This window comes from Herbidospora sakaeratensis (assembly GCF_001570525.1).
Lineage (GTDB): Bacteria > Actinomycetota > Actinomycetes > Streptosporangiales > Streptosporangiaceae > Herbidospora > Herbidospora sakaeratensis.
Genome location: NZ_BBXC01000009.1, coordinates 357,349 through 370,460 on the forward strand (window position 1 = coordinate 357,349; position 13,112 = coordinate 370,460).

The 13,112-nt window shown below is 72.2% G+C and carries 9 protein-coding genes; 3 read left to right on the forward strand and 6 right to left on the reverse strand.

Translation table 11 applies throughout. The features are described 5' to 3' along the window. The first annotated feature begins 8 nt into the window (after positions 1-8). From AW271_RS11580 to AW271_RS11590, 3 genes are all read left to right on the forward strand, one after another. Entirely contained in the window at positions 9-1,352 is a 1,344-nt protein-coding gene (locus tag AW271_RS11580; protein WP_062335764.1) for a glycosyltransferase family protein, read from the forward strand. After that, positions 1,349-2,752 (forward strand): glycosyltransferase family 39 protein, encoded by a 1,404-nt coding sequence (locus AW271_RS11585; protein ID WP_062335765.1) that lies wholly within the window; start codon positions 1,349-1,351, stop codon positions 2,750-2,752. Before AW271_RS11580 ends, AW271_RS11585 begins: the two co-directional genes overlap by 4 nt. Before the next feature lie 152 nt (positions 2,753-2,904). Further along, positions 2,905-3,669 carry a polysaccharide deacetylase family protein gene (locus tag AW271_RS11590; protein WP_062335767.1) on the forward strand — a complete coding sequence of 255 codons (765 nt, stop codon included), beginning with the start codon at positions 2,905-2,907 and terminating at the stop codon, positions 3,667-3,669. Here the strand turns inward: AW271_RS11590 and AW271_RS11595 are convergent. From AW271_RS11595 to AW271_RS11620, 6 genes are all read right to left on the reverse strand, one after another. Further along, positions 3,666-6,068, reverse strand: a complete 2,403-nt coding sequence (locus AW271_RS11595; RefSeq protein WP_062335769.1) for an alkaline phosphatase family protein — start codon at positions 6,066-6,068, stop codon at positions 3,666-3,668. The two genes, AW271_RS11590 and AW271_RS11595, sit on opposite strands and share 4 nt — an antisense overlap. Before the next feature lie 82 nt (positions 6,069-6,150). Further along, positions 6,151-7,584 carry a DUF2079 domain-containing protein gene (locus tag AW271_RS11600; RefSeq protein ID WP_062335771.1) on the reverse strand — a complete coding sequence of 478 codons (1,434 nt, stop codon included), beginning with the start codon at positions 7,582-7,584 and terminating at the stop codon, positions 6,151-6,153. Beyond that, positions 7,584-9,245, reverse strand: coding sequence for a glycosyltransferase family 2 protein (locus AW271_RS11605; protein WP_062335773.1), 1,662 nt, complete (start codon positions 9,243-9,245; stop codon positions 7,584-7,586). The genes AW271_RS11600 and AW271_RS11605 overlap by 1 nt, the downstream gene beginning before the upstream one ends. Further along, positions 9,242-11,056 (reverse strand): glycosyltransferase family 2 protein, encoded by a 1,815-nt coding sequence (locus tag AW271_RS11610; protein WP_157554030.1) that lies wholly within the window; start codon positions 11,054-11,056, stop codon positions 9,242-9,244. The genes AW271_RS11605 and AW271_RS11610 overlap by 4 nt, the downstream gene beginning before the upstream one ends. Continuing rightward, positions 11,053-12,579 carry a glycosyltransferase gene (locus AW271_RS11615; protein WP_062335778.1) on the reverse strand — a complete coding sequence of 509 codons (1,527 nt, stop codon included), beginning with the start codon at positions 12,577-12,579 and terminating at the stop codon, positions 11,053-11,055. Before AW271_RS11615 ends, AW271_RS11610 begins: the two co-directional genes overlap by 4 nt. Then, positions 12,576-13,040 (reverse strand): hypothetical protein, encoded by a 465-nt coding sequence (locus AW271_RS11620; protein WP_062335780.1) that lies wholly within the window; start codon positions 13,038-13,040, stop codon positions 12,576-12,578. Before AW271_RS11620 ends, AW271_RS11615 begins: the two co-directional genes overlap by 4 nt. Positions 13,041-13,112: the final 72 nt, after the last annotated feature.

Below are 13,112 nucleotides of genomic sequence, written 5' to 3' on the forward strand. Positions count from 1 at the left end.
GTAAGACGGTGCTTGCCCGACCTGTCCCCCTGCTCGGCCTGGTCGCGCTGGGATATCTCGTGCTGCAGGCCCTGCTGGTCCCGGCGGACATGACGCTCGAATGGGACGAGGCCGTCTACACGAGCCAGGTCGCCCCGGGAGTGCCCGACGCCGTCTTCTCCGCCCCCCGCGCCAGGGGCGTGACCTGGCTGGTCGCGCCGATCGTCCAGGTCACCACCGATCCGGCGGCGATCCGCTGGTGGATGATGGTCCTCGCCGCGGCGGGGTTGTTCCTGGCCTTCCTGCCGTGGACGAAACTGCTCAGGCCGCCCGTGCTCGTCCTGGCCGCCGGGTTGTTCGCCACCCTGTGGGTGACGGTCTGGTACGGGCCCCAGGTCATGCCCAACCTCTACGTCGCCTACGGCGCGGTGCTGGCGATCGGGTCGCTGCTAGTCGTCCGGGAGTCGCCGTCGGCGTGGGCGTATGCCGGGCTCGCGGCCGGGTTCGCCGGGGTGGCGCTGCTGCGGCCGAGCGACGTGTTGTGGCTGGGGGTGGTCGGCGGGCCGGCCGCGCTGCTGTGGCGGAGGTGGGCCGCCGCCGCGACCATCCTCGTCGCGGCGGCGCTGGGGTCGGCGCCGTGGGTGGTGGAGGCGTACACGGGATTCGGGTCGCTGCTCCAGCGGTGGGCGGCGGCGGGTGAGGTGCAGGGCGGGATCGCGCCCGCGCCCGGGTTCTGGTACGAGTTCAAGGCCGCCAACGGGCCCGCCTTCTGCCGCCCGTGCGACATCCCGCTGGACCGGCCCTACCTGCTGATCTGGTGGCTGGCCCTCCCGGCGCTGGCGCTGGTGTCGGCCAGGCGGCATCCGGTCCCGCTGCTGGCGGGGCTGGCGATGGCCGCGCCCTATTTGTTCCTGGTCGACTACGCCGCCCCGCGTTTCCTGCTGCCGGCCTACGCCCTGCTGATGATCCCGGCCGCCGCGACGGCGGCGCGGTTCCGGCCGCCGTTCGCGGTGCTGCTGGCCGCCTACCTGGTCGTGCAGTTCGTGGCGTTCGACGGGGTGAAGGGGCAGGACTACCCGCTGCGCCAGTTCCAGGCCGCGTTCGTGCACAAGATGATCGACGCCGGGGTCACCCGGCCGTGCACCCTCGTGGGCGTCTCGGTCAACCCCGCCCACCAGTTCCTGACCGGCTGCGACGTCCTGATCGTGAAACGCGGGGAGTCGGTCGCCGAGGCGGCCGAGGGTGTCCCGGGCGTCGTCGCCACCCTCAGCCAGAAGACGCCGCCCACGGGCGCGGAGGGCTGGGACCGGCACGTCCTGGCCAGTAGTAAGGGAGAACCGACCTGGATCACCATGATCCGGCCGAGTCGATGAGCCGGACCGACGTCGCGATCCCCCTCGCGGCGGGCGCGATCGGCACGGCGGCGATGGTCGCGGGCATCTCGACGCCCTCGCTCTGGAACGACGAGCTGGCCACCTACAGCGCGATCACCCGGTCGCTCGGCGGGTTGTGGCAGCTGGCCCAGAACGTCGACGCCCACTTCCTGCCCTTCTACACGGTCATGCACTTCTGGGCGGAGCTCGGCGACGCCCTGTGGTGGTTGCGGCTGCCCGCCGCCCTCGCGATCGGGGCCACCGCCGGGCTGCTGGCCGATCTCGGCCGCCGCCTGGCCTCCCGGACGGCCGGGGTCTGGGCGGCGGCCGCCTTCCTGCTGCTGCCGTTCACCTCCTACCACGGGCAGAACGCCCGCCCCTACGCCTTCGCCGCCCTCGCGGCCGTGCTCTCCTGCTGGGCCCTCCACCGGGCGGTCGAGGGGAGGGGGCGGCGGCCGTGGTCGACGTACACGCTGACCGTGCTCTTTCTCGGCTGCACCCACCTGATGGCGGTGCTCGTGCTGCCGGCGCAGCTGCTGGTGGCCTGGCGCAGCGGGCTGCTCCGGCGGTTCCTGCCGCCCGTCGCGATCGGGCTTCTGCCGTGGGCGGGGCTGGCCGTGCTGGGCGTGCTGCAGAGCGAGGCGGTGAGCTGGATCGAACGCCCCGCCTGGACCGCGCTCACCGGCCTGCCGAGCGCGCTGACCGGGTCGGCCACGCTGTCGCTGCTGCTGATCGGCGCGGCCGTGGCCGGGGCGGGCGCGGTGCCCAGACCGTGGCTCGGCGGGCTCTGGACGTGGCTGCTGCTGCCCCCGCTGCTGCTGTTCGCGGTCTCCCTGGTGGCCATGCCCCTGTACGTCGACCGCTACTTCTTCGCCGCCGCGCCCGCCCTCGCCCTGCTGGCCGGGCTAGCCCTGGCCCGGGTCAGACCACCCGCCGCGCTGGCGTTGCTGCTCTTCGGCGGGGTGCTCGCGCTGCCGGAGCTCGCCCTCAACCGGTCGCAGGACGGCCGCCGGGAGAACTACCCGCTCGTCGTCGAGACCATCGCCCGCGAGTACCGGCCGGGCGACGTGCTCGTCTACGGCGCGGCCCCGCAGCGCGAGGGCGTGCTCTACTACCGGCGGACGCCCGACGGCTTCCCGCCCGACGTGCTGCGGCGCGGCGCCAGCCGGTTCCCCGGCACCTTCGGCTTCGTCGAACGCGGCGACCTCAACCACGTGCTGAGCCAGGCCACGCGGGTGTGGGCGGTCTGGCGCGGCAACCCCGCCCTGGGCGTCGACGACCTCGGCCGGGTCGCCCCGGCCAAGCTGAAGTCGCTGAGAGTGCTCGGCTTCGAACCGGTCCGGACGTGGGAGCCGGACCGGTCCCCGGGCCTGGTTCTGGTGCTGTTCGGCCGAAAGTGAGGCGTGTGTACCGATTGGGTCTAGCAGCCGGTTCCGTGGGCAATAGCCGCTAGCCTGGTCACCTTCCCCTCCACATGTGAAGACAGGAGTCGGTCATGCGGTCTTCGCTCCGGTTAGGAGCAGTGGGCGTCCTGTTGGGAACGCTCCTTCCGATGCTGCTGGTCACCGCGCCCGCGCAGGCCGCCCGCCCGAAAGCCAAGGTCAAGACGGTGGTCGCGCTCGGTTTCGACGACGGCGACGCCACCCACTTCACCGCCGCGAAGATCCTGAATTCACACGGCGTACGCGGAACGTTCTACATCAACAGCGGCGACCTGAACACCAGGGGAAAACTCAGCGTCGGCCAGGTCCGCACGCTCGCCCGGCAGGGTCACAAGATCGGCGGCCACACCCTTCACCACGTGCGGCTGACCGACCTGACCGCCATCGACCAGCGGGTCGACATCTGCGGCGACCGGGCCGCCCTGCTCAAGCTGAAGATCCCGGTCACCACGTTCGCCTACCCCTTCGGCGCGAACAACGGCGACTCCCAGAACGCCGCCCGCTTCTGCGGCTACAACGCCGCCCGCACCGTCGGCGGCCTGGCCCTCGGCAGCGCCCCCGTCGAGTCGATGCGGCCGGCCCTGCTCTACTCGGTCCGCACCTACGGCTCGGTCAACCACGACACCACCCTGAACGACCTCAAGAAGCAGGTCACCGCGGCCGAACGGGCCGGCGGGGGGCTGCTCCCGGTGGTGGTCCACAAGGTCTGCGTCCGCGTCTGCGGCGACTACTCGACCACAGAGAAGCTGCTCGACGAGTTCCTGACCTGGCTCGACTCCCGCAAGAAGCACGGCACGGCCGTCCGCCCGCTCGAAGACGTGATCGGCGGCCGGACGCGTCCGGTGCCCGACGAGTCGGCCTGGCAGGAGTTCTAGGCGATCCCCCCGGTCAGTTCGCCGGGCAGGTCGCCTGAGTCGGCCGCGCCTTCGAGTCCGGCCGCCGTCTCCTGAGCGGCCTCCGCGATGCGCCGCTCCCACCAATCCGGAGCGTGGCCGTTGGCCTGGGCGGCCTCGGCCACGGCCGTCCGTTCCGCTTCGGCCAGCGCCATGAGGTCGATCTGGCGCGGAGTGGGTTTGTGGCCGTTCGACTCGGCCGGAACGGTGGCGGGTTCGGGCAGCACCGGCGTGTCGGTCCGGGGCTTGGTCCGGGTCAGCACCGGCCAGACCGTCGGCGCCCGCCTGATGCGTTCGTTCGGGCCCAGCATGTCCGACCGTGCGCCGACCCAGTCGCGGATCGACGCGAGGATCGACGTGTGGTCGAACTCGGCGCCGGTGGTCAACGCCTCGGGCGCCAGGTGGTTGGCGCCCTTGCGCCGGAGTGCCACGCCGCGCATCGCTCCGGGAGGCCAGGTCAGCGGGTTGGTGTCCACGTCGAAGGTGGCCAGGCCGCCGCTCGCGGGCACGTGGTTGCCGTTCCAGTCGGTGTTCTCCAGCCATCGCGGATCGGAGCCGTCGGGGTTGGCGTGCTGGAGGGCCAGCGCGATGCGGTTCCCGGTCGACGGGTCGTGGCCAGGAGGCGCCTTCTGGCGGAAGGCCAGGCCGGTGACGACGCGGCCGGGCGGGCAGATCAGCGGGTTGGTGTCGGCGAGGAAGCCGCCCAGCCCGCCGTTCCCCGGCACGTATTGGCCGTTCCAGTCGGTGTTCTCCAGCCACTGGGGATCGGAGCCGTCGGGCCGGGAGTGCTGGAGCGACAGCGCGACCCGGTTGCCCTCGGAGCCGGGGGGCGCCTTCCGGCGCAGGGCCATGCCGGTGACGACGCGGCCGGGCGGGCACACCAGTTCGTTGGTGTCGGCGTAGAAGTCGGTGAGGCCGCCGCTCGCCGGGAAACGTTTGCCGTTGTCGTCGTCGTTGCGGAGCCAGGCTTCGGCCGGCGCCCGGAACACGGTGCCCGCCTCGATGTAGGGCGACACGAGGATGGCCGGCACCCTCGGTCCGTAGACCCGGAAGGGGTTGATCTCCCCGACGCAGAACTGGGGCACGTAGCCGTCCGGTGGCATGGCCGCGGGCGGGGGAACGTGGTCGTAGCAGCCGCCGTGCTCGTCGTGGGTGATGACGAACAGGATCCTGTTCCATCGGGGGCTGGTCGACAGCGCCCGGTAGATCGTGCCCACCAGCGCGTCGCCGCTGGACACCTTGTGCGGCGGATGCTGGTCGTTGTTCTCCAGCCAGTACGACGGCTCGACGAAGATGTATTCCGGCGGAAACTGGATCCGGAATCCCGGCTTGAGGTCGGGCGCGATGTACATCGCGTGGTGGGCCTGCCGTTTCAGCTTCTGCGGCACCGTCCAGAACTGGGCGCTGAGCAGCGTGCCGAGCACGGCGGCGTCCTGGTAGAGGCGCCAGCGGATGCCCAGTTCGTCGAGGGTGTCGAAGATGGTGCGCTTCCCGGCGTACGGGAAGAAGTTCGGGACGCAGTCCTCCTGGTCGGGGGCGTCGCAGTTGTTGAGCCGGCCGAACGAGGTGCCCGCGTGCAGGAAGGAACGGTTCGGCCAGGTCTCGCAGGGCGCCGAGCCGAACCAGCGGTCGCAGACGGCGAACTGTTTGGCCAGGGTGCTCATGTTCGGCACCTGGTCGGGAGTGAAGCAGTCCATGATGACCGACGGGTCGGGCGGCCGGGTGTGCGCATGGTAGTTGGCCAGGAACCCCCACATGTTGGGCTGCTGCCGTGCCCCGGGCATCGTGGTGCCGTACATCTGCTCCACGAACGACCAGCAGATCTCGCTGGGGTTCGGATCGGGGGTGGTGTCGGTCCGCGCCCCCTTCCGCGCGTAGACGCGGCCCTCCTCCGGGGCGGTGTCGTGCGCGGCGGCGGGGGAGGTGTTCCAGTACGCCTTCTCCTTGAGCCCCAGGAAGTAGGGCTTTCCGTCCGGCGGCGCCGGTACGTTCCGCGGCGGCACGTTGTCCGTGTCGGCGTAGAGCCAGCCGAGCAGGTTGTCGAACGACCGGTTCTCCAGCATCAGCACGACGAAGTGCTCGATCCGGTCCATCGGGGCGGGGTCGCCGAGATGGTTGTAGACGAAGCAGCCGTCGGAGTCCTGGTCGATCGAGATCTCGCTCGTCCGCAGCGAGCGCGGGACGTGCAGCATGTCGCCGAGGGCGCCGGTGTTCCAGAAGACCACCTGCTGCCGGTCGGCGGCCGGTGAGAACTCCTTCCGCTGGTGGGGCCCGAGTTTCTGGCGGGCGCCCCACGGAAACGTGGTGGCGAGGTAGGCCCTGTCCTGCAGGGTGTACAGCCCCAGCCAGACCGTACGGTCCGTCCTGTTCTCGACCAGCATGATGCGACCCCCCGAATCAATGCAGAACCCGACAAATGGCGTTTTCCCATGTCAGATAGCCACAAAACGGGCGCGGGTGATCTCAGGGCTTGCGCAGGACGACGAAGCCGCCCTCGTCGAAGACCGTCACGTAGCCGGTGGCGCGCAACCGCGCCACCTCGGCCACCTGGTCGTCGACGCCGTCGAACGGCGTGGTCTTCCAGCGGGTGAAGGCCACGATCCACGGCGGGTTCTCGTAGGCGGGCTCCGGCTGCCACAGGATCACCGGGTTGCGCGCCGTCAGGCTCGCCCCCACCGGCAGGGCCGCCGCGACCATCGGCCCCGGCGGCACCGCCGCGACCGCCCGGCGGGCGACCGCGACATAGGCCGGCTCGGGCCCGAGCTCGGTCTTCACGATCGTCCCGTACGCGAACACCGGCGCCGTGACCAGCCCGGTCGCCAGCACCCCGGCTGCCCAGGTGACCCGCGTGCGGGGCCCGAAGCGGGCGATCCCGTCGACGGCCGCCAGGAACAGCGGGATCGCCAGGAACGCGTTGTAGTGGAACGGCACCCCCCACCAGTGGGGATACGACGACAACATGCGCTCGGCCAGCAGCGGCAGCGACAGCAAGGCCAGCGGCGACAGCAGGCAGGCCCCCAGCACCATCAGCAGCAGCCAGCCCATCGTGACCAGCTTGTCCGGCGGGCTGCCGAACAGGGCCAGCGTCTGCACCGGATGGGTCAGCACGTGGACGAGCGCGGAGAACGGGCCGTCGCCGAGGTCCTCGTAGCGCCAGTAGAAGCCGTCGCGCCCGCCGAAGAACGGGATCAGCACCTTGGTCGCCACCAGCACGGCCGCCACCCCGCCGCCGGCCAGCAGCGCCCCGGCCCGGAACCGCCCCCTGGCCGCCAGGTAGAGGCCGAACCCCGCGACGACCAGGCCCATGTCCTCCTTGGTCAGCAGCAGCAGCCCGCCCATGACCAGCGCGGTGCGGACCCGGCCGGCGTCGTGCCGCTCGACCATCCACGCGATCAGCGGCGGCGCGAACGCCACCTCGTGGAAGTCGAACTCGACGGCCTGCGCGACCGGCCAGCAGACGACGTACGCCCCCGAGACCAGATACGCGGCGGCGGGCCCGAGGCGGCGGCGGGTGAACAACCACAGCGGCGGCACCGCCAGCGCGAACAGCACCCCCTGCGCGAACAGCAGCGACAACGGGCCGTCGTTGATCCAGTAGAGCGGCGCGAGCAGCGCCAGGATCGGCGACCAGTGGTCGCCCAGCAGCGAGAACCCCTCGTCGTGGAAGCCGTCGAGGTACTCCTTGGTCACCGACTCGGGCAGCCGGAACTCCGAGTAGCTCCGCACCCCCTGGTCGAAGATGGCCAGGTCGAGCACCCCGGCCCGCATGCCGCGCAGCTCCAGGTAGCCGACGAGGGTGTAACCGGCGGCCGCGACCGCGACTATCAGGCCGACCCAGAGGCCGTGAGAACGAGCGGCCTCCCTGACCGGGAGGCCGCGACGTGCGGTGAGGGTCATCAGCCCAGCAGCCGCCGGGCCTTGCGCAACGCCCGCTTGAACACCGTGCGCTCACCGCGTCGTTGCAACCGCACCGTCTGCACCCGCCAGTTCTCCGCCTTCGCCTGCCAGCGCGCCGTGTCGGCGGTGCCCTTGGCGGCCTTCTTCTCCAGGGCGCCGACCTGCCGTTCGAGCGCGTGGACCTGCTTCTCCAGCCGTCCGGCGGCGATCTTACGGTCGATGGCCAGCGCCCGCCAGTGGGCGGCCTCGGTGTTCCGGCTCACGATGGGCGGCTTGACGCCGGTGTCGACCCGGGCGAACCCGAGTTCCTCGCCGTCGAGCCATTCGGAGCCGTAGAGCTCGTGGACGACGTCGTCGAACTCCTCGCCGTCCTTGATCACGTGGTGGGCGCGGGCGATGGCGGCGGTGCGTTCGAGCCGGGCCGTGACGATGCCCTCGTGGGTCTCGGTCAGCGCGATGTGCAGCAGCCCGAGGTCGGCCTTGTCGGCCTTCTCGATGAGGGAGACCAGGGTCTCGGCGGCGATCGTCCAGCCGGGCGGGCAGACCAGCCGGAACGGGACCGGCGCCGAGGTCGGCCCGGCGTCCTCGACGAGGCGGACGCGGCCGTCGTGCTCGTAGCCGCCCTTGATCAGCCGGGCGTCGAGCCGGGGGTCGTCGAAGGCGGAGCGGCGGCCGTCGTGCAGCTGCGACCAGTCGCCCACCAGGGTCACCCGTACGTCGGGCAGCGTGCTGACCAGCGCCGCGTCGGCGCCGCCGCGCACGTTCTCATAGCTCGCGCCCCGGGTGTCGATCACCACGTCGACGTAGGGCACCAGCCACTGGCGGCCGCCCTCGGTGCGCAGGAATCGCCGGTAGGGGATGCGGTCGGCGACGAACGGCGCGTTGTAGCGCTTCACCTCGGTCTGCCGCCGCATTAAAGTCGACCGGCCCAGATGCCAGGCCGGCGCCTCCAGTTCGGGCACGAACACCGCGCCCGCCTGGGTGAGCCGGTAGCCGAGGTCGGTGTCCTCGGCCAGCACGAGCGAGGTGTCGATGCCGCCGGCCTGCGTCCACAGGTCGTGGTGCTGGGAGACGCTCGCCCCGACGTGGAGGCGGTGCAGCATCGGGCTGGGGGCCCGCCGGAGGCCGTCGTACTCGTCGACGAGCTTGTGCCACCAGGTGTGGCCCTCGCACTCCTCGAACAGCTCGGCCTCCCGCCCCTCGCGGACGGCCGCGCCGAGCGCCCGCACCGGCGGCAGGTCGGTCTCGGACGCGGTGAACCGCAAATCGCCCAGCACCACCAGGTAGTCGGCCGCGTGGTGCCAGCGCATGTGGGCGCTGACGTGGCCGCGCGAGGGCACCACGTCGGCGTCGAGCCGCAGCACGACCTCGCCGGTGGCGTGGCCGAACCCGGTGCGGACCGCCCACGCGATGCCCCAGCCCTCGTTGGGCACCAGGCGGACGCCCGGCGGCACCGTGAGCGGCCCGCCGTCGTCGACGACGATGATCTCCATGAGGTGGGCGGGGTAGTCCTGCTCGGCCAGCGCGGCCAGCGTCAGGTCGAGTTTGCGCTGGCAGTCGCGGGCCGGGATGACGACCGACACGGTCTTGCCGGGCCGCCAGGAGTCGGGACAGGGCGGCACCAGCACGCCGTAGTCGTTGCGGGGTACGCGAGCCGTCATGACCTGCCTCCCGGGAGCTCCATCAGCGCGTTGGGCCGGAACCCGCGCCACTGACGCTTGTTGCGTTTGAGGAAGGTGCCGATCGGCTCCCGCCAGGTGTGCTCGGTGGCCTTGCCCCGCCGCAGGATGTAGCCGAGGCCGTGACCCCGGTAGATGGTGCCCCCGGCGACCTGGACGGCGTGCTGGAACTGGGTGTCGACCGATCGGGGCAGCGGGCGGAAGCCGCCCACCGCGTCGAAGGCCGAGCGGGTGGCCAGGATCGTCCCGCCGGCGATGAAGTTGGTGACCTGCTCGGTGATCTGCTGGTGGTGGACGGTCACGTCGATGGCCGCGAGGTAGACGAACTCGGGCGAGGTGCCCATCACGTCGGCGCCGCTGTAGGAGTGGGCGAGCAGCAGGTCGGCCAGGAAGTCGGGGCCGTACCAGTCGTCGTCGTCCATCTTCAGCAACATCGACCCGGACGCCCGTTCGGCGGCGGCGTTCAGCACCGACCCGAACGCCTGGGCGTGCGGGGCCTGGTAGACGGTCAGCGGCCGGTCGAACTTCTCGATCGCCGCGGCGACCCCGGGATGCTCGCGGGGCACGCCGTGCAGCGCCAGCACCACTTCGAGGTCGGCCTCGCGCTGCCGGCCGGCCTGTTCGAGCGCGAACGCGACCTGGTCGGGCCGCCGCGTGGCCAGCAGGATCGAGGTCGTCGGCAGGTAGGAGCCGACCGCGCCGAGCCGCGCCCAGCGCTCCTTGACCCCGTGGTCGCGCAGGGCGCGCCGCCGCAGGCGGATGCTGTGCTCCTCGCGGGTGAGGTCGTCGTCGAGCACGCCTTCGGGGGCCTGGTCGAGCAGGGCGACCAGGCCGGGGCCGAGCGCCCCCGCCCACGCCGGGACGTGGTCGCACACCAGCGGCACCCCGGCCGCGGCCAGCCCGGCCACCACCCTGACGGCGGTCAGGGGGCCGGTGTGGCCGCGCCGCCAGTCGATCGTGACGCCGCGCAGCTTGCGGACCCGGGTGACGTCCATGACGGTCACCGCGCCCGACGCCGCGATCCGGGTGAGCACCGCGCCGTCGTACCGGATCACCCAGGCGTCGTCGACGACGGTGAGCTCGCCGACCCCCTGGGTCGGCACGCTGACGAACCCCATCGGGTTGACCGACCGGTCGTCGACCGGCGGCACCAGCGCGGGGTCGGTCAGCCCGGCCGCCAGCAGCTTCTCGCCGCCGGGACGCCCGATCTCCTCCCAACTCGGCGAGCCCGACCGGTCGACGGTCACGGCGTCGCCCGCCCAGGGGGCCGACGCGTCGGTGCGGACCACCAGGTCGCCCGCAGGCGCCCCGATGCGGATCGGCATCGGGCCCTTCGGGTCGGCGACGGCCGCGTTGGGGTCGCCCGGCCGCCAGTGGGCCGCGCCCGGACCGGCCACCACCGGCACCGGCGAGGCGATGGCCTCCAGCCGGTTCCCGGAGAACGCGCGGGCCACCGCCGTGACCACCCGGCCCGAGGGCGTGGGGGCGTTGAAGGTGACGTCGACCTGCCAGCCGGCGCCCTTCTTGAACGTGCGGACCTCGGTCAGCGCCCGCCACCGGTGGGCCGGGGTGAGCGACGGGTTCGGCGCGGTGAACCAGTAGGGGGCCTCGGCGACCACCACCGACACCTTCGACGCCTTGGGCAGCGTCGACTGCAAAGTCATCGCCCGGCGCAGGTCGGTGGGGGTCTTGGCGACCACCGTCACCTCGGCGACCTCGGCCTCGGGATCGAGGTGGAGCCCGCTGTCGAGGTCGTCCTCGCCGTCGTCGAAACCGATCCTGTACGTCGTCATCGGCCCCTCCACCGGCGCTTGGCCGGCGGCTGGGCGGCGAGCTTCTCGGCCTCCGCCTTCCACCGTTCGGCCTCCGCCTTGTGCTTGCGCGCCTCGGCCTTGTGCTTCTCGGCCAGCGCCCGCCAGGTCTGGGCGTCGCCCTTGAGGGGTTCGGCCTCCGCCAGGGGGACGATGCCGAACTCGGCCCCGTCGACCCAGTGGGCGCCGAAGAGCTCGTCGACCACGTCGTCGGGGTCTTCGCCGGGGAACAGCCGGGCCCGGTTGTAGGCGGCGGTCTTCTCCAGCCGGGCCGTCGCGACGCCGTCGTGGGTCTCGGCGAGGGCGGCGCACAGCAGGCCGTAGCCCTCGGTCTCGGCCAGCTTGACCAGCCGGGCGACGCTGTCGGCGCCGAGCGCCCAGCCGGCCGGGAGGGTCAGCCGGTAGGGGGCCTTCACCACCCGGTTGACGCGGGGTTCGCCGGCGTAGAGGTTGCCGAGCAGCCGCAGGTCGAGCAGCGGCTCGTCGAGCGAGGCCCGGCGGCCGGCCGGCAGGTCGCGCCAGGGGCCCTCGATGGTGACCGCGAGGTCGTGGATGGTCCCGGCCAGGGCGTTGTCGACGGTTCCCCGGGTCTCCTCGTAGGTGGTGGCGGCGACGACCACCTCGACGTACGGGACCGTGTAGACGCGCCGCGGATGGGTGCGCAACCAGCGCAGATCGGGGATGCGGTCGGCGAACAGGGTCCAGTTGTGCCGGTGCACCTCCTTCTCGCGCAGCATCACGGTCGACTTGCCGACGTGCCAGCTCAGCGCTTCGGCGTCGGGGATGAACACGGCCCCGGCCTGGGTCAGCCGATAGCCGAGCTCGGTGTCCTCGCCCATGTTCATCGTCACGTCGACGCCGCCCGCCCGCGCCAGCATGGTGGCCCGCACCGAGGTGGTCGCGCCGGAGTGCAGCCGCGACGGGTTCGACCGCGCGTCGCGCAGGCGCCGCGTCTCGGCGAGCGTCTTCTCCAGCCACACATGAGGATGGACGTCCGCCCCCGGGAACAGGTTGGCCGACCGGCCGGCGGCGACCTCGGCGTAGACGTGGCCGGGGGAGGGCTGCTCGGCCGAGACGAACCTGATCGTGCCGTGCACGACCACGTATCCGGCCAGGTGGTGCCAGCGCATGTGGGCCTCGACGTGCTCGCGGTCGAGCAGCATGTCGGCGTCGAGCCAGTGGATCACGTCGCCGGAGGCGGCCGAGGCCCCGGCCTGCCGGGCGGCGCCGCGCCCCCACGAACCGGCGGGCACCCGGACGATCCTGGTGTTGTGGGGGGCCAGCGGCGGCAGCCGCAGCGCGGGCGTGCTGCCGTCGTCGGCGACGACGACCTCGGTCAGGTCGGCCGGGTAGCTCTGCGCCGCGAGCGCGGCGAGGGTGCGGTCGAGCGCGTCCTGACACTGGTAGGCCGGGATGACCACGCTGACCGACAGGCGCGGGGTCCAGGCGCCCAGCGGGGCCGGGCGCAGGGAGCTCCAGTCGTTGTGCCTGATCCGCGCCGTCAACGCTCGCCCACATCGGTCCGCACCCGGGGCGGCGCCCCGGTGATGCGGCGGATCTCCTTGATCTCGGCCTCGACCTCGTTGCGCAGGAACATCGCGTTGACGCGGTCTTCGCCGAGGGCGGCCAGCACGGCGCGCAGGTCGTCGTCGCGGCGGGCCGCGCCCTCGGCCAGCAGCCGGGAGGCGCCCGCCAGCTCAGTGGAGACGGCGCCCAGCGTCTCGGTGACCCGGGCGAGGTTGGTCTCGAGCTTCTTCACCCGCGTGTCGATGCGCTGGGTCTTGCCGTCGAGCCGCCGCACGCTGAACAGCAGCAGCGCGAGCGCGGCCAGGCAGCCGCCCAGCAGCACCAGCACCAGGGCGTCGACCACGGGAAGCGCGCCCATTAGGACCAGGGCGGCGAGGGCGGCCAGCACGACCGTTCCGGCTGCTGCGCCGAGCATCGCCAGACGGCGGAGCGTGGGCATCTTTTGTCAGCCTCCGTGTCAACAAGGAATGGATCGGGATTCTATTGGAAGATCTCTCACGATTCGTTGGCC

Coding starts and splice junctions, on each gene's coding strand:
- AW271_RS11585 (WP_062335765.1), top strand. CDS start 1,349: ATGAGCCGGACCGACGTCGCGATCCCCCTCGCGGCGGGCGCGATCGGC.
- AW271_RS11590 (WP_062335767.1), top strand. CDS start 2,905: ATGCTGCTGGTCACCGCGCCCGCGCAGGCCGCCCGCCCGAAAGCCAAG.
- AW271_RS11595 (WP_062335769.1), bottom strand. CDS start 6,068: ATGCTGGTCGAGAACAGGACGGACCGTACGGTCTGGCTGGGGCTGTAC.
- AW271_RS11600 (WP_062335771.1), bottom strand. CDS start 7,584: ATGACCCTCACCGCACGTCGCGGCCTCCCGGTCAGGGAGGCCGCTCGT.
- AW271_RS11605 (WP_062335773.1), bottom strand. CDS start 9,245: ATGACGGCTCGCGTACCCCGCAACGACTACGGCGTGCTGGTGCCGCCC.
- AW271_RS11610 (WP_157554030.1), bottom strand. CDS start 11,056: ATGACGACGTACAGGATCGGTTTCGACGACGGCGAGGACGACCTCGAC.
- AW271_RS11620 (WP_062335780.1), bottom strand. CDS start 13,040: ATGCCCACGCTCCGCCGTCTGGCGATGCTCGGCGCAGCAGCCGGAACG.